Here is a 20,072-nt window from a genome sequence, read left to right on the forward strand (position 1 = left end):
GTCAGTTCGGTTCCGTGCCGCCCGCGAGGGTGCCGCCCACGTACACGGTCACCTTGCTCGCGTCGGCGTACGCGGTGTTGGTCGCGTAGCTGTAGTCGTCGGACTCGCTGAAGTTCGACCAGTCGCTCTTGTTGATCCGGCTCTGGATGTCGCCGGTCGACGCACCCGCGGCAAGGCTCCCGGCGCCGGAGGTGAACCCGACCTCCAGGTAGTGGTCCGCGCCCGCCTTCGGCGAGGAGAGAGCCACGACCTTCTGCGTCAGGTTCGAGCAGCCGACCGCCGCGTAGTCGCACGACGTCGTGAAGGAGGACGACCCGCTGTCGCCGGTGAAGTAGTAGCGGATGGTCACCTTGGACAGGTCCACCGCGCTGCTGCCGGTGTTCACCACCCTCAGACCCGGCTTGATCTGGTTGTCACCCGGCGCCGAGTCGTTGTTCTTGTACTGCACCTTCACCGCACCCGTACCCGGAGTACCACCGCCGCCGGAAGCCGCCGTGGTCGCGGTCACCGCGCTCGACGCCGCCGACACGTTGCCCGCCGCGTCCTTCGCCTTCACCGTGTACGAGTACGACGTCGACGCCGTGAGCCCCGAATCCGTGTACGACGTGGACGTGGTGCTGCCCACCTTCGTCGAGCCCCGGTACACGTCGTACCCGGTGACCCCCACGTTGTCCGTGGACGCGGTCCACTTCAACGACACACTCGAACTCGTCGTCCCCGACACCGCCAGACCCGTCGGCGCGGAAGGCGCCGTCGTGTCCGAGCCGCCACCGGAGCCCTTCGGGCTGGCGGAGAACGAGAAGCTGTTGCTGGCCAGGCCCTGGCCGCCCTGCCAGATCTCGAAGCCGGCCTCGGCGTCGATCAGGTAGTGCGCGGGGTTGATGGAGCCGCGCGCCACCGCGTCGTCGATCAGGGCCTTGACGTCGAGGTTGCTGAACGAGGTGCCGCCGCCCTGGAGGACGTAGGAGATGATCTTCCAGGAGGTCTGCTGGCCGGTCCACACGTCCCAGCCGTGGCCGGCGACGTTCGTGGTGGCGGTCTTGCTGCCGAAGGGCTGGACGCCGCCGCGGCTGTTGAGCCAGATCATCACCTCGGTGCCGTCCGGCTGGTCGTCCGTCGTCGGCGTCGAGTTGAACCAGAGGTCGTACGCGACGTCATAGGCGCCCGACGCCGGCTGCGTGGTCGACCAGGAGGTGGTCGAGCTGCCCAGCTGACTGACCTGGATGGGCAGTCCGCTGCCGGTGGTGCAGGCGCCCCAGTGGCAGCCCTTGTAGATCGACGGGTAGGTGGCCGGGGCGCCGTTGGTGGGCACGCTGAGGTTCGCCTGGGTGACGGACCACGCGCCCGTGGTGGTGTCGATGCTCACGCACTGCGTGTCCGACGAGTTCCATTCGTTCTGCTGGTAGATGTACTCCCCGCCCTGCACGGACGTGGTCCCCCACTGCGTGCAGTCCGTCGTCGTACTGGCCGACGCCGGCTGGCCGACGGCCACGAGCGCGCCGAGCAGCAGGACGGCCATGGCGCCCGCCCAGGCGGCCGCCCGCAGTCGTCTCCACGATGACAGCATCTGTGGTCTCCTATTTCCTTGGCGGATCAGGGCTCGGTGCCCCAGGCGAGGGTTCCGTTGACGTACGCGGTCACCTTGGTGGCGTCCGTGTAGGCGGTGTTCGTGCCGTAGCTGTAGTCGTCGCTCTCGCTGAAGTTCGACCAGTCGCTCTTGTTGATCCGGCACTGGATGTCACCGCTCGACGCGCCGACGGCGAGGCTCCCGGCGCCGGAGGTGAACCCGACCTCCAGGTAGTGGTCCGCGCCCGCCTTCGGCGAGGACACGGCGACCACCTTCTGGGTGACGTTGGAGGCACCGACCGCCGCGTAGTCGCACCAGGTGCTGTAGGTGCTCGCGCCGCTCTCTCCGGTGAACCAGTAGCGCAGGGTGACGGCGGACAGGGACAACGGGCTCGTACCGGTGTTGACCACCTTCAGGCCCGGCTTGATCTGGTTGTCGCCCGGCGCGGAGTCGTTGTTCTTGTACTGCACCTTGACCGCGCCGGTGGGGTTGCCGCCGGAACCGGCCTTGGTGGTGGCGGTGACCGCGCCGGAGGCCGCCGAGACGTTGCCCGCCGCGTCCTTCGCCTTCACCGTGTAGGAGTACGCCGTCGAGGCCTTGAGCCCCGAGTCGGTGAACGAGGTGGTGACCGCGCTGCCGGCCAGGGTCGTGCCGCGGTAGACGTCGTAGCCTGCCACGCCCACGTCGTCCGTGGAGGCCGTCCAGGTCAGCGAGACGCTGGTGTCCGTGGTCGCCGCCACCGCGAGGTTCGTCGGAACGGTCGGCGGGGTGGTGTCACCGGTGCCGCCGCCTCCCCCGGTGCCGACGATCAGCTCGGCGTACACGGCGTACGCCATGGCGATGTCGGCCTGCGCCCAGAAGCGGTGGTAGACGAAGGTGGGCGCCGCCCCGCCGTCCAGATACGCCTGTACCTTGGGCCAGTCCGGGTCCTTCTTGTACCAGGAACGGATGGAGAGGAACGTGGAGTTGGCGTTGATCGGGTCGCCGTTGGGCATCTTGCCCGACCAGCCGGACGGCACGTACACCGGGTCGCTGAACCGGCTGTAGTCGGTGCGGGTCTCCGGTGTGGTGATGCCCTTGGCGTCGGCGAGGGTCGCCATCGCGTCCAGCAGCTTCTTGGCGAGGGCGGCGGAGGCGGTGTCGCCGGACTTGGCCGCGTAGTACGTGAGCGTCTTGACGTAGGCGGCGGCCACACCGGTGTCGTTGCCGTGGTCCACGACCGTCACGTGCAGGCTCTTGTTGCCGGACGGGCTGCTCGGGTTCCAGGTGTCCGGCTGTCCGGTCCAGTTCAGGGTGCCGGGGATCTTGAAGTCGGTGGCGGTGACCGTGGTCTCGGAGGCGGCCCAGGCCACCCACTTGTCGAGGACGGCCTTCGCGGTGGCGTTGCCCGTCACGTAGTAGTACTCGGCGACGCGCTCCAGCGACCAGCACTGGAAGCCGAACCAGTTGTTGCTCGGCGGATCGTGGTAGACCGGCTGCCAGTCGTAGGCCATGCCGTAGAAAGTCGGGGTGCCGGCCGGCGGGGCGCCGTACTGCCCGTTCCAGCTGTTGGTCGCGCCGCCCGCGATGGCGCCCTCGGCGGATTGCAGCCACTGGTAGAACTCCAGTTGGCGCTGGAGGCTGGTGGACCAGTCGCTCTTGGCGGTGGGCGACTTCGGGGTGAGACTCGGCACGTTGGCCAGCGCCCAGGCGGCGAGCGGGTTCTGGTAGCCCTGGTGGGCGCTGCTGTCGCCGATCCGCCAGGCCCAGCCGCCGCCCGGTTCCGCACCGCCCCAGGCGTAGTACCAGGCCAGCAGGTAGTGCTCGGAGTCCCGCCCGGTGCCGGCGGCACAGCTCTTCGGGTCGGTGCAGTTGCCGACCTTCTTGAAGTACTTGTCGAACAGGGCGTACCGCAGGTAGTCGCCCATCTTGGCGGCCTTGGCGACGGAGGCGGAGATCGCCGACTGGTTGCCCTGGGCGGTGGCCCACCGGAAGGCCCAGTACGCCGCCTGCACCGCGCGGGCGTCGGCGTCGGGGGCGTTGGTGTACTTCCACTGCTTGGAGTAGGCGCTGTCCTTGACGAACAGGTCGAGGTAGCCGTTCGTCCCGCCGTACTTGAACAGGTCGGTCGTCGGCTGCGGGACGGTCTCCCACACCGACTCCTGGGCGCCGCGCTGATAGCTGTTGATGTACGACGGCCCCGACGCGGTCGGCCCGTTCTCCGCCCCGGTGCCGGGAGTGTTGCCGTAGCCGTAGACGTTGTCGACGTCCAGCAGCCAGTGCATCCCGTAGATGTCCGGGGTGCCGTAGGCGGAGTTCAGTTCGCTCGCGATCGGGTCCTGGCCGGAGGCGACCGAACTGTCCAGTGCGGAGGGGTACTTGTTGACGTCCGGCCACTCGGGGATGTAGGTCGCCGGGCTTGCCGCGTTGTAGGAGCCGTTGCTCGGCTGGTCGTTGTGGGTGGGGATGATGTACTTCTCGGCGATGGCCCAGGCGTTGTTGAACGGCGTCCAGTCGGCGGTCACCCGGCCGTAGGTGGCCTCCAGCCAGAACCAGTAGCTGAACGCCTCCGAGGTGGTCTGGTGGCCGTGGTCGGGGGCCTCGACGATCAGTGTCTCCACGCAGTGGTACGGGATGCCGTCGGGGCTGAAGTAGCCGTTCGCCGGGTCCTTGATCTTCTTGTACTGGGTCAGGAAGGCCGTGGTGTACGGGTCGTCGGCGACGGCCGTCGGGGACGTGGCGGCCTTCGCGGAGGGCGTCGCGCTGGCGAGCGTGGGCGAGACGGCCGCCCCGAGCAGGGCTCCGCCGACTGCGGCGGCGAATCGCCTGCGGGATATGCCGGAGGCGGACATGGCTTCTCCTCAAGGGAATTGGGGGGACCGCCGGACGCGGGAGTTCGGGGAGCCGGTCCGGCGGGAGCGGAGGGAGCCGGAGCATGGCGCCACCCCTGATGGGCGCCATGCTCCGGGACCCGGCCGCGGCCCGGAGCGGGGCAGGCGGGGCGGGGCGGCCGGGCTGCTTCGCGGTTGCCTCGGTTTACGGCTCGACGCCGCCCGCGAGGGTGCCGCCCACGTACACCGTCACCTTGCTCGCGTCGGCGTACGCGGTGTTGGTCGCGTAGCTGTAGTCGTCGGACTCGCTGAAGTTCGACCAGTCCGTCTTGTTGATCCGGGCCTGGATGTCACCGGTCGACGCCCCGGCCGCGAGGCTGCCCGCGCCGGAGGTGAACCCGATCTCCACGTAGTGGTCCGCGCCCGCCTTCGGCGAGGAGAGGGCCACGACCTTCTGCGTGACGTTGGAGCAGCCGACGGCCGCGTAGTCGCAGGACGTGGTGAAGGTGGAGGCGCCGCCGTCACTGGTGAAGTAGTAGCGGATGGTCACCTTGGACAGGTCCACCGCGCTGCTCCCGGTGTTGACCACCTTCAGACCCGGCTTGATCTGGTTGTCGCCGGGGGCACTGTCGTTGTTCTTGTACTGCACCTTCACCGCACCCGTGCCCGGGGTGCCACCGCCGCCGCCGGAAGCCGCCGTGGTCGCGGTTACCGCGCTCGACGCCGCCGACACGTTGCCCGCCGCGTCCTTCGCCTTCACCGTGTACGAGTACGACGTCGACGCCGTGAGCCCGGAGTCGGTGTAGGACGTGGACGTGGTGCTGCCCACCTTCGTGGAGCCCCGGTACACGTCGTACCCGGTGACCCCCACGTTGTCCGTGGACGCGGTCCACTTCAACGACACGCTCGAACTCGTCGTCCCCGACACCGTCAGCCCCGTCGGAGCGGAGGGCGCCGTGGTGTCCGAGCCGCCACCGGGCGGGTTGCCGCCGCCGGAGATGGGCGGGTAGGCGTTCTGCAGCAGCTGCTGGAACTGGGCGGAGAACCAGTGGCCGGCCACCGGCGCGTTCGGCAGGGCGCCGGTCGGGTTGTTGCCGTTGCGGGCGTTGCCCCCGTAGGTGGGGTCGCACATCTGGTCGAAGCCCTTGCCCTCGTTGTTGTCGACGGGCTGGCTCGAACCGTCCGACTCCCCCGGCGGCTTGACCCACACGTAGGCGTCGATCCCGGAGGCGGGCGCCGCGGTCGGCCGCTCGCCGAGTCCCGCACCGCTCTGGTTGCACCAGTTGCCGGTGTGGATTCGGCGGTCGATCCGGCTTCCGTTGACGTAGTTGTCCACGGAGGTCGTCGGGCCGGGGCCGGTCGGCCGGGCGGAGCCGCCCCAGCCGTTGCGGGAGGTGTCGATCAGCATTCCGATACCGGAGTCGAAGCCCTTCGCCACCAGGGCCGTGCGCAGCGCCTGGGCGTACGACTGCTCGTCGACGTACTGGTTCCAGTCCACCCACTTGGACTGGCGCACCGTCGTGCCGTTGACGTTGTCGCTCACCTTGAAGTAAGGCTCGACCGTGGCCGAGTAGTTGGCCGTGTTGGTGATGAAGCCCTGCACGTCGTTGACGGTGGCGCCGGCGGTGTTCGCCGCCTTGTAGAACTCGTCCACGGCGGGGCCGAGGTTGGTGTCCCAGCCCAGCCAGCCGTGGTGGCCCGCGTCGATGTAGTTGTACACGTTCGGGATCGCGCCCAGGTGGTTGAGCGCGTAGCCCACGCCGGTCTCGTAGTTGCCGTTCGCCTTCATGGTCTCGCACTGGGTCGTCGACCCCGCGCTGCCGCCCGCGTTGGTGACGATGTTCGGCAGCGAGTCGGGCTCGATGACGTTGACGATCCGCAGATTGGCGTAGGCCGGGTCGGCGAGGATCTTGGCGATCGGGTCGATGTACTCGGTCTCGTACCGCCCGATGTCGGTCGGGCCCAGCTCGCCGTTGGAGGCGAGGGCGGAGCAGTCCCGGCCGGGCAGGTCGTAGATGACCAGCGTGATCAGGTTGGCGCCCTGCGACACCGCCTTGTCCAGGTGGTCGCGCAGACCCATCTTGCCGCTGGTGCCCGCGATGGTCGAGATGCTGTCCAGCCACACCGCGGTCGGCGTGTTGGCGACCGCGCTGCCGCCGGGCTCCGCCGCGGCCTCACTCGACCACTCCGGGTTCACGTAACCCTTCGCGCCCGCATAAGGGTTGTCCACCCGGGTGGCCGCCGAAGCGGTCGGCGCGTTGAGCGTCATGGCCAGCGCGGAACTCAGCGCGAGCGCCGAGACCACCGCGAGACCGCGGGTGAGCCGCGATCTGGGGGGATGCTTCTTCACCGGTGTTTCCTTCCGTGGGGTGTTCCGGCGCACGGCTGCACACCGACGCGCCGCCTGCAGGGGGAAGATCAGGGCTCGATGCCGCCCGCGAGGGCGCCGCTCACGTACACCGTCACCTTGGTGGCGTCGGCGTACGCGGTGTTGGTGGCGTAGCTGTAGTCGTCGCTCTCGTTGAAGTTCGACCAGTCGCTCTTGTTGATCCGGGCCTGGATGTCGCCGGTCGACGCCCCGGCCGCGAGGCTGCCCGCGCCGGAGGTGAAGCCGACCTCCAGGTAGTGGTCCGCGCCCGCCTTCGGCGAGGACAGGGCCACGACCTTCTGCGTCAGGTTCGAGCAGCCGACCGCCGCGTAGTCGCAGGACGTCGTGAAGGAGGACGACCCGCTGTCGCCGGTGAAGTAGTAGCGGATGGTCACCTTGGACAGGTCCACCGCGCTGCTGCCGGTGTTGACCACCCTCAGACCCGGCTTGATCTGGTTGTCACCCGGCGCCGAGTCGTTGTTCTTGTACTGCACCTTCACCGCACCCGTGCCCGGAGTACCACCGCCGCCACCGGAAGCCGCCGTGGTCGCGGTCACCGCGCTCGACGCCGCCGACACGTTGCCCGCCGCGTCCTTCGCCTTCACCGTGTACGAGTACGACGTCGACGCCGTGAGCCCGGAGTCGGTGTAGGACGTGGACGTGGTGCTGCCCACCTTCGTGGAGCCCCGGTACACGTCGTACCCGGTGACCCCCACGTTGTCCGTGGACGCGGTCCACTTCAGCGACACACTCGAACTCGTCGTCCCCGACACCGCCAGACCCGTCGGCGCGGAAGGCGCCGTCGTGTCGGTGCCGCCACCGGGCGGGTTGCCGCCGCCGGATCCGAAGCCGGGCGCCTTGACGGACGTCAGGTAGCCGTCCTTGACGGTGTCGACCGTCGACCAGTCGTCCTTGAGGATGCCGCCGGTGTCACCGGAGTCGGGGTTCAGGCACCAGAACGTCCACTGGAAGCTGTCGGCGCCGTACTGCGAGGTCGGGCGGAGGTAGTCGACCAGTGCCTTCAGCCAGGTCTGGTCGACGGCCGACTGGAGCGTCGTGCCGAACTCGCCCACCCAGACGGGCGCGATGTTGTTCTTGAACAGGTAGCCCCAGTGCTTGTCCCAGATCCCCGGCATGTTGTTCGGGAACGACGGGTCGCTGAACCAGGGCTGGTTGGAGACGCTGGTGGCGTAGTCGTGGGCCGAGTAGACGACGCGGTTGGCGACGTCGAGCCGGACCGGGTAGGTGCCGGCGCCCTCCAGGTTGCCGCCCCACCAGGTGGAGTCGCCGTTGTAGGTCTGGATGCCCTCGACGAAGATCAGCATGTTGGGGTTGGCCGACAGCACGGCGTTGCCGCCGCGTTCGGCCGCCAGCCGCCAGTCGGTGCTGGTGTCACCACAGCCCCAGCAGGCCGGGTCGTGCGGCTCGTTGTGCAGGTCGATGCCGATGACCGTGGGATTGTTGGCGTACCGGCTCGCCAGCGTCTTCAGGTCGGCGAGCCAGGTCGACTCCGGGACGCTGCTGGTGTACCACAGGGCGCTCTGGCCGCTGGAGTCCGGCCGGTGCCGGTCGAGGATGACCTTCAGGCCGATCCGGCCCGAGTAGTCGACGATCTTGTCCAGCACGCCCAGCGAGTCCAGGCCCTGCAGGTCGGCGTTCTTGCCACTGGAGAAGTCGATGCTCTCCGGCATGGTGCCCGACTTGAAGATGTCGTCGGAGTACGGAATGCGCAGCGTGTTGTATCCGAGCGAGGAGATCTGGTCGAGCATGCTCTTGTAGTCCCGTGACCACAGGCCGTGGACCACATGGTTCGATGTCTCGAACCCGAACCAGTTGATCCCGGCGATGCGCACCGGGTTCCCGTTCGCGTCCACGATCTGCCGGCCGCTGGTGTGCCAGTAGCCCGCTCCGGCCGTACCGGCTGCCCGAGCGGGCGCAGTGCTCGTCACGGCGGCCAGCAGTGCGAGCAGGATCGCGGCCACGGCGGCAAGCACCGTCAGCCGCCTCGGTGGGCCCAAGTCCGCAGGTCTCATAGCAGCCAACTCCCCTTCGTGTGACGTGCCCCCGTGCTGATTGACAGCTCTCGCTCACCGGTCGCCCGAGCGGGCTCCGGTGTGGTGCGCGTGCGGTGGTACTCGCCGGGACTCGCCGCACCCTCGGAAGGGACCGGAGGCTTCCGCCACTCGATGCCGCGGTGGTCAACTCCGGCGTGGTTCCAGGATGTTGAACGTGGGAGCGCTCCCAGCAAGTGAGGAAAGTAACAACTCGAAACACCGCTGTGAAGGGGCGGGGCGAAACGTGAGCGCAATGGCGTGTTCATGTCGCTCTAACGCCGAAGGGGTGCCGCGCGCCTACTCGTGGGTCACGAGCGCCCGGAACGACGGCGAACTCGCCGCATCCGGCGGCGATGCACCCGGGGCGGTGTGCCACGGCCGGGTCCGCGCGCCGGACCGTCGGGGGCTCGACCGGTGTGCGACGGCGAAAGGAGGGCGGAAAAACCGCCATCCGGCACTTGCACGCGGCTCCGTGCGGCCGGCTGCCGGGCGTGCCGGAGGGCGAGAGGATGTCCCCGTCGCTCACGGGGATCGCCGCGCGCGGCCGGGGGCGGGAGTGCCGGGATACGCCTGGACGTCCCCACCGCGTGGGCGAACATGGCCGGTTCCGCGGTTGTGCTTCGTCCGGCCGCACCGAGGCCGTGGCCGATCGGGGCGGCACGGGAGATCTCCGGTGCGGACTCCTCGCGGCCCACCGCCCGGAGATCGCGCGGGTCCGGCCGTCGGACCGCACCTCGCCCGGGGCACGCGGCAGGCGGCCGTCAGCGGGACGTGCTGGGCGGCACCTGGTCGAGCACAGGTCATGGACGGCCGTGGCGGGCGCCGTTCCGCGTACCGGCCGGTCATGGCGGCGGCGACGGGGACAGGCGGCCGAAGCCGGCGCCGCCCGGCCCGATCCCTTCACCGGGCAGTCAGGTCCCTGCGCCGGTCACCACGGGGGCCGGGGCTCCGCAGCACCACGCCACCGGGCACGCCCAAGCCCCTTGGGCCTGGCGCGCGACGGCCGGAGCCTTTCGGCCCGCGGTCTCACGCGGACTCGCGCCGCACCAGTTCCGTCGACAGCACCACATGGCGCCGGGGACCGGTGCGGGACTCGATCTGCTCCAGCAGCACCCGGGCCATGGTGCGGCCCATGTCCTCGGTCGGCTGGCGCACGCTGGTGAGCGGCGGGTCCGCGTGCCGGGCCACCGCCGAGTCGTCGAAGCCGACCAGCGCCACGTCCTCGGGCACGCGCCGCCCCGACTGACGCAGCACGTGCAGGGCGCCGCTGGCCATCACGTCGGAGGCGGCGAACACGGCGTCGATGCCGGGGCGCCGCTCCAGCAGGGCCCGCATGGCCGCGCGGCCGCCCTCCTCCGTGAAGTCGCCGTGGGCGACCAGCGAGGGGCCACGGCCGAGACCGGCGGCCTCCACGGCCTGGGTGTATCCGTCGAGCCGGCACCGGGCGACGTACATGTCCAGGGGCCCGGTGATGGTGGCGACGTTCCGCCGGCCGAGGGCGAGCAGGTGTTCCGCCGCCGACCGCGCGCCGCCGACGTTGTCGGCGTCGACGTAGGACATCCATTCGCGCTCCGAGCGGCGGCCGTTGAGCACGGTGGGCACCTGGAGCCGTTCCAGCAGGCTGGGCAGCGGGTCGTCCTCGTGCACCGACACCAGCAGCACGCCGTCGACCCGGCGGGCCTCCAAGTGCTGGGCCAGGCGCTGTCGTTCGCGGGGCGTGCGGATGAGGGTGAGCAGCAACTGCATGTCGGTGTCCGCCAGTTCGGTGCTCACACCGCGCACGATGTCCAGGAAGTACGGCTCGGCGCCGAGCCGGGTCTCCGACTCGGGGATGACGAGGGCCACCGCGTCCGTGCGGTCGGCGGCCAGCGCCCGGGCCGCACGGTTGGGCACGTACCCCAGCTCCGCGATCGCCGCCTCCACCGCCGCCCGCGCCTGGGCGCTGACATGCGGAGAACCGTTGACCACCCGGGACACCGTGCCCCGCCCGACACCGGCCCGCGCGGCGACCATCTCCAGCGTCGGCCGGCCGCCGCGCCCCCCGCCCGCAACCGTCACGCTTCTGCCCGTCACCATGGATGACAACCCGTCAGTCGCACCAACTCGGAGTGTTCGTTCCCTTGACACGCCTGCGGGAACAGTGGACCTTCATTATGCCTATCTGGGAGCGCTCCCAAGGGAGCGCTCCCAGATTTCCGCCGCCGGGATCGCGCCGAACCCCCGCTCTCCCGTATGGACGCCCCGTTCCGGAGGGCCGCCGAACGCCAGGGCCGGTGGCCGCGAGCGCCCGGCCACACGGCGCTCGCCCCCGGCGCGGGGTCGCGATCCCTGAGAGGATGGACGGCGGATGTCGGCTTCCGACGTGCCGGGAGGTGCTCGTCATGCCGGAGGAACCGCGGCGGCCGAAAGCGGCGGCCGGGCGCCTGGCCTTGGCGCTGGAGGCGCTGGGCCGGTCGCCGGACGAAGCGGGGCCCGAAGAGCTGAGCACACAGGTGCGGCAGCTGGCCCTCGGCCAGCGGCGGCTGCGCAGGCTGCTGGACGCGGTCGTGGCCATGAGCGAGGACATGGACCTGCGTGCCGTGCTCGGGCACATCGTGGAGGCGGCCACCGATCTGGTCGGTGCCCGGTACGGGGCGCTGGGGGTGCTCGGCTCGGACGGCGAGTTCGTCGATCTGATCACCGTGGGCGTGGACGAGGAGCGGATGCTGGCGGAGTCGGGGCTGCCGCAGGGGCACGGCCTGCTGGTCGGGCTGCTCGCGGACCTCAAGCCCATGCGAGTCGCCGACGTCGGCGCCGATCCCCGCTCGGTCGGCTTCCCGGTCGGCCACCCGATGATGACCACCTTGCTGGGAGTCCCGCTGCTGGTGCGGGGCAGGGCGTACGGCAACCTGTATCTGGCGGACAAGGACGACGGCGCGCCGTTCACCGGTGACGACGAGGCCATCCTGACCGCGCTGGCCAGCGTGGCGAGCGTCAGTATCGAGAACGCCCGTCTGTACGAGGACCTCAAGCAGGCCGCGATGCACTTCCAGCTGCGCATGCTGCCCGAGCTGCCGGATCTGAGCCCGCTCGCGGTGGAGGTCCGCTACGAACCGGCCTCCGAGCTGCCCCGCCTCGGCGGGGACTGGTACGACGCGCTGACCCTGCCGGACGGTGCCGTCTGTCTCGTGGTCGGCGACGTCACCGGTCACGCGGTGGCGGCCGCCCCGGTGATGGGGCAGATCCGCAACATGCTGCGCGCGCTGGCCTACGACCACGGCGGCCCGCCCAGCCTGGTCGTCTCGAAGCTGGACCGCGCCCTGACGATGTTCACCGAGCCGCCCACGGCCACGCTGGTGCTCGCCCGGGTCGAGCACACCGGCGGGGAGTACGTCCTGCGCTGGAGCAACGCCGGGCACCCCCCGCCACTGCTGGTCGAGGCGGACGGCACGGCCCGGTACCTCGCCCCGGCCCGCCACGGGCTGCCGGTGGGCGTCGAGCCCTCGTTCGGGCGCTACGACGACGAGCACCGGCTGCCTGCCGGAAGCACCCTGCTGCTGTTCACCGACGGGCTGGTGGAGCGCCGGGACCGGGACATCGACGCGACCCTGGCCGAGCTGGCCGACCAGGCCGCCCGGCTGGCCGGCGTCCCGCTGGGGCGGCTGTGCGCCGAGCTGGTCGCGGGCCGCGGCCAGCTGTTCGACGACGACGTCACCCTGCTCGCCCTGCGCCTTCCCGGGGACGACCCGGTCAGAACTTCGGGTCGGGCGACTGGGCCCTGACCAGCTGAGCGGCCTCGGCCTCCGATTCCACCGACGGCGGGGAGCCTTCCAGGGGCTTGTTGGCGGTCTCCTTCATGCACAGGACGGCGATGACGCCCACCGCGGCGGCGATCACCGCGTAGTAGGCCGGCACCAGGTTGGTGTGGTACACGCCGATCAGCGCGGTGATCACCAGCGGGGTCGTGCCGCCGAAGAGCGAGGTGGAGAAGTTGTAGGCGACCGAGAGCGAGCCGTAGCGCACATGGGTGGGGAAGATCGCCGGGAGCGCCGCCGACATGGTGCCCAGCATGGCCACCAGGGACAGGCCCATCAGCAGCAGGCCCAGGACGATCAGGGCGACGTCACCCTGCCGGATGAGCAGGAAGGACGGCACCGACAGGAAGAGGAAACCGAGCATTCCCGTCATGAGCAGCGGCTTGCGGCCGAAGCGGTCCGAGAGGCGGCCGACCTGGTTGATGACGCACATCTGGAGGACCATCACGATCAGCAGGATCAACAGGCCGTGATTGGTGTCGTAGCCCAGTTCGTCGGACAGGTACGTCGGCATGTACGACAGCAGCATGTAGTCCGTGACGTTGTACGCCGCGACGAGCGCGATGCACAGCAGCAGCGGCCGCCAGTGGCGGGTGAAGATCTTGCCGAGGTCCGCCGCGGCCGACGTCTCCACGGAGTCGGCCGCCTCGGTCGCCTTGGCCAGGCCGCCCTCCAGCTTCTGGAAGGCGGGCGTCTCGTCCAGCTTGAGTCGCAGGTAGAGGCCGATGAAGCCGAGCGGCGCCGCGACCAGGAAGGGCACGCGCCAGCCCCAGTGCAGCATCTGGTCGTCGCTGAGGAAGCTGCTGAGGGCCACGACGAGACCGGAGGCTCCGACGTATCCGCCGAGCGTGCCGAACTCCAGGAAGCTGCCGAAGTAACCGCGCCGCTTGTCCGGCGCGTACTCCGCGATGAAGGTGGAGGCGCCGCCGTACTCCCCGCCGGTCGAGAAGCCCTGCACCAGGCGGAAGAAGATCAGCAGGGCCGGGGCCCACAGGCCGATGGTGGCGTGCGAGGGGATCAGGCCGATCGCGAAGGTGCCCAGCGCCATCATGATCATGGTGAGCGCGAGGATGGTCTTGCGGCCGATCTTGTCGCCGAGCGGTCCGAGGACCATGCCGCCGATGGGCCGCACCAGGAAGGCGACCGCGAACGTGGCGAAGCTGCTGAGCAACTGGGCCGTGTGACTGCCCGAGGGGAAGAAGACCTGTCCGAGGGTGGCGGCCAGATAGCTGTAGATGCCGAAGTCGTACCACTCCATCGCGTTGCCGAGGGCGGCGGCCTTCGTGGCGCGTTTGACCGCCGCCTCGTCGGTCACGGTGATGTCACTGCGGCGCAGCTTCGGATGGCGCCGCTTCTCGATCGCCCTGAAGAGCATGCGGTGACGTCTGACCGCGGCGGGGTCCACCGTGCTGTCGTGGTCAGTCGCCTCCATGACGGTTTTCCTTTCGCCGATCACATTGCACACGCCAACGCCTGCACAGTTCTCGCGCGCTCAAACTAACCGCTTCGTAGCGCCATCGGGGCAACACCGTACGTGACAGGACCGTGGGTTCAGGGGGTGTCGCCGGTCCAGTCGAAGCGGGTGGGGTCGCCGGGGCGCGGGGTGTACACCGCCCTGCCGCCGGGGCCGAACCGGCCCAGTTCGGTGCGTAGCGGGACACCGGTGGCGGGCGCCTCGCCGGCCCGGTCGGTGATGTCCAGAAGCAGGCCGTCCAGGGGACCGCCGACCAGTTCCGCGTAGCTGCGGTCCGGGCGGGGGCCCGGGTCGTCGTGGTCGTGGCCGTAGACCCGGCCGCGCAGCAGCTGCTCGTCGTCGCCGTTCATGTGACCAGCCTGGCAGCCACCACTGACAGTGGGCGTCCGCCCGAACACACCCGCCCAGGGTGCCCGGCCGGATTTTCTTGCCGGTGTTTGCGGTTGCAGGTTGTGGTGTGTCCGTGCCCCGGCAGGGAACCTGGTTCCTTCGAGTGCGGGGGTCCTGACGGAAAGGAGCCCAGGTGACAGCGTCGACGCCGGCCACAGGCGGTCGTAGTCAGGGGGCTCGGGAAGCCGGTTACGAGCCCGATCCGCGCCGGTGGCGCGCCTTGTGGGTCACGCTCGTGGCCGGCTTCATGAGCCTGCTGGACGTGACGATCGTGGCGGTCGCCCTGCCCACCATCCAGCGCGATCTGCATGCCTCCCCCGCCCAGGTGCAGTGGGTGGTGTCCGGATACGCGCTCACCTTCGCCCTCGCGCTCGTCACCGCGGGACGGCTCGGCGACGCGCTGGACAGGCGCCGCATCTTCCTGCTGGCGCTCAGCGGGTTCGTGCTGTTCAGCGCCGTCTGCGGGGCGGCCCCCGACATCACGCTGCTGGTGGTGGCGCGGCTCGCGCAGGGCCTCGCGGCGGGGTTCATGGCGCCGCAGAACTCGGCGCTGATCCAGCAGCTGTTCCGCGGTGCGGAGCGCGGGCGCGCCTTCGGGTTCTTCGGGGCGACCGTCGGCATCTCCTCCGCCGCCGGGCCCATCACCGGCGGCGCCATCCTGGCGCTGGCCTCCGGCGCCGACGGCTGGCGCTGGGTGTTCTACGTCAACGTGCCCATCGGCATTCTCGCGGTGCTGCTCGGCCGCCGGCTGCTGCCCCGCGTCCAGGGGTCCGGGCGGGGGCACGTGGACGCGTTCGGTGTGCTGCTCCTCGGTGTCGGTGTGCTGGCGCTGATGTACCCGCTGGTCCAAGCCGACTCCGGCGGGATCGGCCGGGTGTGGTGGCTGTTCCCGGTCGGTGCCGTCGTCCTCGCCGGTTTCGTCCAGTGGCAGCGGCGGGTGGTGGCCAGGGGGAGGCAGCCGCTGCTCGATCCACGGCTGTTCAGCACCGTGCGTGGCTATGCGATCGGCGCGGGTGTCGGCACGCTCTACTTCGTCGGTTTCAGCGGCGTGTGGCTGGTCTTCGCCCTGTTCTACCAGCACGGCCTCGGCTTCTCGCCGTTGCGCTCCGGGCTCGCGGTGACCCCCTTCGCCCTCGGCTCGGCGTGCGCGGCCGTGGTCGCCGGCCGGCTGGTCGACCGACTGGGCAGGCTGCTGACCGTGTGCGGGCTCGCGGGTGTGATCGCCGGGCTGGGCGGCACCGCGCTGCTGCTGCACTACGTGGACCTCGGCATCGCGCCCTGGATCGCCGCCCCGGTGCTGTTCCTCGGCGGTGTCGGCAGCGGGTTCGTGGTCTCCCCCAACATCACCATGACGCTGCGGGACGTGCCGGTGAGCATGGCGGGTGCGGCGGGCGGCGCGCTGCAGACCGGGCAGCGGCTCGGGGCGGCGGTGGGCACGGCCGCGCTGCCGGGCCTCTACTACCTGGAGCTCGGCCGGCACAACGACTATCGCGGCGCAGTCGTCCTGGCCCTGGCGGCCGCGCTCATCGGCATGGTGGCGTCCCTGGCCCTCGCGGCGTTCGACTGGCAGCGGGACCGGCTGATCCAGCCGCGGCACCGCACGTGCCCGCAGGAGGTGGCCAACAGCCCGGTGCACTCGCGGCAGTCGTGAGCGCCCCGGTTCAGAAGAAGCCGCCGTCCACGCGCAGGGTGCGGCCGGTCATGTACGCCGCGTCGTCGCAGGCGAGGTACGCGTAGCCCGCCGCGATCTCGTCCGGCCGGGCCAGGCGGCCGAGCGCGCCGTGCGCCGACAGCCACTGCTGCGGTGACACCTTGCCGCGCATCAGGGGATGCTGGTAGCCGGCCGAGTTCTCCGCGGCCATGTCGGTGTCGGTGCCGCCGGGCGCGATGGCGTTGATCGTGATGCCGCGCCGCCCCAGCTCGGCGGAGAGGTTCAGGACCATGGCCTCCACGGCGGCCTTGGAGGCCGCGTACAGGGTGTGCGCGAAGACGGCGCGGGAGGCGCTGACCGAGGAGGTGAGCACGATCCTGCCGCCCGCGTCCATCCGGGCGGCGGCGGACTGCGCCGCGAACAGCTGGCCGCGGGTGTTCACCGCGAAGACGTGGTCGAAGTCGGCGGGGGTCAGGGTCTCCAGTGCGCCGAAGTGCTCGATGCCCGCGCAGGAGGCGAGCACGTCCAGCCGGCCGAATTCCGCGACCGCCCGCTCGACCAGCGCCTCGATCTGCCCGGGGTCGGTCACGTCGGCGCGGTGCGCCAGTGCCCTGCCGCCGTGCGCCTCGATGGCGGCGACCACCTCGTCGGCCGCCGCGCGGTTGCCGCGGTAGCCGACGACGACGGCGGCTCCCTCGGCCGCCAGACGGGTGGCGACCGCCGCCCCGATCCCCCTGCTGCCACCGGTCACCACCGCGGTCCTGCCCACGAAACGCCGGCTGTCCGTTGCCGTCATGAACGGTCCTTCCCCGTCTTCGAAAGGAGGGCCGCCACCAGTGTCCAACATCGGCCGGAACCAGGGGAGTTGGCGCACGCCTCGATAACACGTGCGAATCGGCCCATTCCGTGTCCGACGCCTCGCGGAAGTTGCGAGCCGGGTGGGTTCATATGATCAAATCTGCCGATGCGTACCCCCCACACACCGACGCATCACACCGCTCACTCCGACGGACCCGCGCCCGGCGAGGTTCCCCCCGCCCGGAGTCCGTACGACGAGCTGGCCGCCCTCGCGGACGACCCGGCGGCCGGTCCGGCGGCCGGCTTCCTCGCCGAGGACGACCCCGTTCGGCGACGACAAGGCGACGACGAGGACCCCTGGGAACCACCCAATCACAGGCGCCGGGGCCGCCGCCGCAACCGGGCCACCGGCCTGCCCACCCTGCTCAGGCTGCTGGTCTGGCTGCTCACCGCCGCCTGCCTCGTCACCCTCGCCGACCGCTGGGCGCTGCTGTACGCGGAGCGCCAGGCCGCCGACCGGCTCAAGGACCGGCTGCATCTGACCGCCGCTCCCGAGGTGCGGATCGGCGGCTTCCCGTTCCTGACCCAACTGGCCGCCCGGCGGCTGGACTCGGTCGAGGTCACCGTCCCGGACGTGCCGGCCGAGCGGGTCACCCTGACCCAGGTCACCGCCACCGCACGCGACATACGCATCGACGGCGACGGGCCGACCGCCGTACGCGGGGCACTCGTGCGGCAGGTGCACGGCCAGGTGCTGCTGTCGTTCGCGGACATGAACCGCGAACTGGGCGCCTCCCAGGTGTCGTTCAGCGCCCACGGCCCGGGCCGGATCCGCGCGGTGGGCGCCCTGCGCGTCGCCGGGAGCGACGTGCGGGTGCGCGCCGACGCCCATGTCCGGCGCGAGGGCGAGCGCTCCATCGCCACCTCCGTGGACGGGATGCGGCTGGACATCGGCGACCTCGCGACGTACCGGCCCGGCACCGGCCGCACCGAGGGCCTGCACCTCACCCGGTCCGCGGCGCGCCGGATCTCCCGCGAGGCGGACAAGGTCAAGGCGATGCTGGGCGTGCCGGAGATCGTGCACCGCATGGGCGTACCGCAGCACACGGTGAACGCCGCGCTGCACGACGAGGACGAGCTGCACCGGCTGACGGGCGCGCCGCGCTTCCTGCACCAGCTGACCCGGGTGAACCTGGTGGACGTGGCGCTCGCCCACCCCGAGGTTCTCAAGCGGCTCGGTCTCGACCTGTCCCTGCTCACGTCCCTGGGCAAGCTCACCCGCCCGCAGATCGCCGACCGGTTCCACTTCTCCTTCCGGCTCCCTCGCCCGCCCTCCGGCGACCTGCGCCTCCAGAGCGTGTCGGTGGACAAGGACGGCATCCACGTCCACGTCGGCGGAACCGGGCTGCTCCTGGGCAGGTGAGCGGTCCTTCGGCCTACTCGGGCTCCTCGGACGGGAGACGCACCGGGTAGGGCTCGCCGAAGTCGGCCGAGCGGCTCACCGCCTCCCAGGCGCTCGCCTCTGCGAGCTGCCGCCGGGAATGGTCCAGCGCCATGGTCACGGCGTTCACCCCGAGGAGGAGATGGCCCGGCACCTCGCCGGCGTGCACGGTCCGTACGACGATCTCGGCGGCGCGGTCCGGGTCCCCGGCCGCGCCGGCCGTGTTCTGCCGCATCAGCCGGTTCATCGCACCCACGGTCGCGTCGTACGCGTCGGGCACGGCGTGCACGGTCATGGAGGCGCCCGCCCAGTCGGTGGCGAAGCCGCTCGGCTCGACCACCATGACCCGCACGCCGAACGGTGCGGTCTCCGCCGCCAGCACCCTGCTGAAGCCGTCCACGGCGAACTTGGCCGCCTGGTAGGACGCGATGCCCGGCGATCCGCCCACCCGGCCGCCGACCGAGGAGAACTGCACCACGGTGCCCGCCCCCTGCCGGCGCAGGGTGGGCAGCGCGGCCTTGGTGACGTGGTAGACGCCCCAGAAGTTCGTCTCGAACTGGGCGCGGAAGTCGTCGTCGTCCGTCGTCTCGATGGGGGACACGTTCGCGTACCCGGCGTTGTTGACCAGCACGTCGATGCGCCCGAAGTGGGCGACGGCGGCCTCGACGGCCGCGCGTGCCGCGTCCGCGCTGGTGACGTCGAGGGCGAGGGGGAGGACGCGGGCGCCGTACCCGGCGAAGTCCGCCGCGAGGGCCTCGGGGCGCCGGGCGGTGGCCACGACGCGGTCTCCGGCCGCCAGGGCGGCGGTGACGAGGGCGCGGCCGAGGCCGCGCGAGGAACCGGTGACGAACCAGACCTGGGAATCCTGTCGACTCATGCCGTTAGTAAAACACTGTTCTCTTATTAGTGCAACGCCGTTGTGTTAACTGGTTCCTATGATGTCCTCCATGAGTGAGCCCGCCTTTCGACGTGCGCGCAGCGCCGAGGCCAAGCAGGCCCGGGAAGCAGCCATCCTGGAAGCGGCCCGGGAGCTCGGCCGGGCCCATGGCGTACGGGAGGTCACCCTCACCGACATCGCCGCGGCCGTGGGCATGCACAAGTCCGCGCTGCTGCGCTACTTCGAGACGCGGGAGCAGATCTTCCTCGCGCTGACCGCCGAGGGCTGGCGGGAGTGGTCCGCCGAACTGCGCGGCGACCTGGCCCGGCGGGCGCAGGCCACGCCCGCCGAGGTCGCGGCCGTGATCGCGGGCACGCTGGCGCGGCGCCCCATGTTCTGCGACCTGCTCGCCCAGGCGCCGCTGAACCTGGAGCGGAACGTGTCGATCGAGTCGGTGCGCTCCTTCAAGCTGGTCACGCTGGAGGAGGTCGAGCTGATCGGCGGCGAACTGGGCCGGCTGCTCGGTCTCGACGAGCTGGAGAGCGTCGACACCATCGCCACGGCGACCGGGCTGGCGGGCGCACTGTGGCAGATGGCCACGCCCGGCCCGCGCCTGCGCGAGCTGTACACGAGCGACCCCCGGCTCGGCCACGCCGTGGTGGAGGTGGAGCCGCGGCTGACCCGGGTGCTGACCGCCTGTCTGACCGGGCTCGGCGTACGGTCCGCCGCGGCGAACTGAGCCGAACGGTCCGGGACTTCGGCCGCTTCGGGCGGCGTACGGCCACGCGGCACGCGGGCGTCCATGGCCGCGCCGCACCGTCCCGTTCCCGGGTCGGGAGCGGCCCGGT

13 protein-coding genes are annotated in these 20,072 nt (G+C 70.9%); 4 read left to right on the forward strand and 9 right to left on the reverse strand.

Annotated elements, in window-relative coordinates; all coding sequences use genetic code 11:
- Position 1: 1 nt before the first annotated feature.
- The 5 genes from HZZ00_RS39245 to HZZ00_RS20840 form a co-directional block, all read right to left on the reverse strand.
- Complete coding sequence (locus HZZ00_RS39245; protein ID WP_180327850.1) at positions 2 to 1,567, reverse strand: cellulose binding domain-containing protein; 1,566 nt, start codon at positions 1,565 to 1,567, stop codon at positions 2 to 4.
- A 26-nt stretch (positions 1,568 to 1,593) separates the two neighbouring features.
- Entirely contained in the window at positions 1,594 to 4,398 is a 2,805-nt protein-coding gene (locus HZZ00_RS20825) for a glycoside hydrolase family 48 protein (RefSeq protein WP_180327851.1), read from the reverse strand.
- A gap of 184 nt (positions 4,399 to 4,582) precedes the next feature.
- On the reverse strand, positions 4,583 to 6,646 hold the full coding sequence (locus tag HZZ00_RS20830; RefSeq protein WP_180333636.1) for a glycoside hydrolase family 6 protein: 2,064 nt from the start codon (positions 6,644 to 6,646) through the stop codon (positions 4,583 to 4,585).
- Positions 6,647 to 6,795: 149 nt separating this feature from the next.
- A complete protein-coding gene (locus HZZ00_RS20835; RefSeq protein ID WP_180327852.1) occupies positions 6,796 to 8,778 on the reverse strand; it encodes a cellulase family glycosylhydrolase in 1,983 nt (660 codons plus the stop codon).
- A gap of 1,047 nt (positions 8,779 to 9,825) precedes the next feature.
- On the reverse strand, positions 9,826 to 10,875 hold the full coding sequence (locus HZZ00_RS20840) for a LacI family DNA-binding transcriptional regulator (RefSeq protein WP_180327853.1): 1,050 nt from the start codon (positions 10,873 to 10,875) through the stop codon (positions 9,826 to 9,828).
- A 305-nt stretch (positions 10,876 to 11,180) separates the two neighbouring features.
- Between HZZ00_RS20840 and HZZ00_RS20845 the strand changes: the two genes are divergently transcribed.
- Entirely contained in the window at positions 11,181 to 12,560 is a 1,380-nt protein-coding gene (locus tag HZZ00_RS20845) for a PP2C family protein-serine/threonine phosphatase (protein ID WP_180327854.1), read from the forward strand.
- On the opposite strand, the gene proP is transcribed toward HZZ00_RS20845, so the two are convergent.
- Together proP and HZZ00_RS20855 are read right to left on the reverse strand one after the other, a co-directional pair.
- Positions 12,529 to 14,025, reverse strand: a complete 1,497-nt coding sequence (gene proP, locus HZZ00_RS20850; RefSeq protein WP_180327855.1) for a glycine betaine/L-proline transporter ProP — start codon at positions 14,023 to 14,025, stop codon at positions 12,529 to 12,531. The genes HZZ00_RS20845 and proP overlap by 32 nt on opposite strands.
- A 119-nt stretch (positions 14,026 to 14,144) precedes the next feature.
- Complete coding sequence (locus HZZ00_RS20855) at positions 14,145 to 14,417, reverse strand: hypothetical protein (RefSeq protein ID WP_180327856.1); 273 nt, start codon at positions 14,415 to 14,417, stop codon at positions 14,145 to 14,147.
- Positions 14,418 to 14,704: 287 nt separating this feature from the next.
- Between HZZ00_RS20855 and HZZ00_RS20860 the strand changes: the two genes are divergently transcribed.
- Positions 14,705 to 16,108, forward strand: coding sequence for an MFS transporter (locus HZZ00_RS20860; protein ID WP_374028471.1), 1,404 nt, complete (start codon positions 14,705 to 14,707; stop codon positions 16,106 to 16,108).
- A gap of 10 nt (positions 16,109 to 16,118) precedes the next feature.
- Here HZZ00_RS20860 and HZZ00_RS20865 read toward each other — a convergent pair whose 3' ends face one another.
- On the reverse strand, positions 16,119 to 16,904 hold the full coding sequence (locus tag HZZ00_RS20865) for an SDR family NAD(P)-dependent oxidoreductase (RefSeq protein WP_180327858.1): 786 nt from the start codon (positions 16,902 to 16,904) through the stop codon (positions 16,119 to 16,121).
- A gap of 168 nt (positions 16,905 to 17,072) precedes the next feature.
- Here HZZ00_RS20865 and HZZ00_RS20870 point away from each other — a divergent pair, with 168 nt between their 5' ends.
- Entirely contained in the window at positions 17,073 to 18,329 is a 1,257-nt protein-coding gene (locus HZZ00_RS20870; protein ID WP_180327859.1) for a DUF2993 domain-containing protein, read from the forward strand.
- A gap of 13 nt (positions 18,330 to 18,342) precedes the next feature.
- Here HZZ00_RS20870 and HZZ00_RS20875 read toward each other — a convergent pair whose 3' ends face one another.
- Positions 18,343 to 19,224: an SDR family NAD(P)-dependent oxidoreductase gene (locus tag HZZ00_RS20875; protein WP_180327860.1), complete on the reverse strand. Its 882-nt coding sequence runs from the start codon at positions 19,222 to 19,224 to the stop codon at positions 18,343 to 18,345.
- Between the two features lie 70 nt (positions 19,225 to 19,294).
- Here HZZ00_RS20875 and HZZ00_RS20880 point away from each other — a divergent pair, with 70 nt between their 5' ends.
- Positions 19,295 to 19,963, forward strand: coding sequence for a TetR family transcriptional regulator (locus HZZ00_RS20880; RefSeq protein WP_180327861.1), 669 nt, complete (start codon positions 19,295 to 19,297; stop codon positions 19,961 to 19,963).
- The last annotated feature ends 109 nt before the right edge of the window (positions 19,964 to 20,072 follow it).

This window comes from Streptomyces sp. NEAU-sy36, assembly GCF_013423905.1.
Classification (GTDB): domain Bacteria; phylum Actinomycetota; class Actinomycetes; order Streptomycetales; family Streptomycetaceae; genus Streptomyces; species Streptomyces misionensis.

Coding starts and splice junctions, on each gene's coding strand:
- HZZ00_RS20835 (WP_180327852.1), bottom strand. CDS start 8,778: ATGAGACCTGCGGACTTGGGCCCACCGAGGCGGCTGACGGTGCTTGCC.
- HZZ00_RS20870 (WP_180327859.1), top strand. CDS start 17,073: ATGCGTACCCCCCACACACCGACGCATCACACCGCTCACTCCGACGGA.
- HZZ00_RS20845 (WP_180327854.1), top strand. CDS start 11,181: ATGCCGGAGGAACCGCGGCGGCCGAAAGCGGCGGCCGGGCGCCTGGCC.
- HZZ00_RS20830 (WP_180333636.1), bottom strand. CDS start 6,646: ATGACGCTCAACGCGCCGACCGCTTCGGCGGCCACCCGGGTGGACAAC.
- HZZ00_RS39245 (WP_180327850.1), bottom strand. CDS start 1,567: ATGCTGTCATCGTGGAGACGACTGCGGGCGGCCGCCTGGGCGGGCGCC.
- HZZ00_RS20865 (WP_180327858.1), bottom strand. CDS start 16,904: ATGACGGCAACGGACAGCCGGCGTTTCGTGGGCAGGACCGCGGTGGTG.
- HZZ00_RS20875 (WP_180327860.1), bottom strand. CDS start 19,224: ATGAGTCGACAGGATTCCCAGGTCTGGTTCGTCACCGGTTCCTCGCGC.
- proP (WP_180327855.1), bottom strand. CDS start 14,025: ATGGAGGCGACTGACCACGACAGCACGGTGGACCCCGCCGCGGTCAGA.
- HZZ00_RS20840 (WP_180327853.1), bottom strand. CDS start 10,875: ATGGTGACGGGCAGAAGCGTGACGGTTGCGGGCGGGGGGCGCGGCGGC.
- HZZ00_RS20880 (WP_180327861.1), top strand. CDS start 19,295: ATGAGTGAGCCCGCCTTTCGACGTGCGCGCAGCGCCGAGGCCAAGCAG.
- HZZ00_RS20825 (WP_180327851.1), bottom strand. CDS start 4,398: ATGTCCGCCTCCGGCATATCCCGCAGGCGATTCGCCGCCGCAGTCGGC.
- HZZ00_RS20860 (WP_374028471.1), top strand. CDS start 14,705: ATGAGCCTGCTGGACGTGACGATCGTGGCGGTCGCCCTGCCCACCATC.
- HZZ00_RS20855 (WP_180327856.1), bottom strand. CDS start 14,417: ATGAACGGCGACGACGAGCAGCTGCTGCGCGGCCGGGTCTACGGCCAC.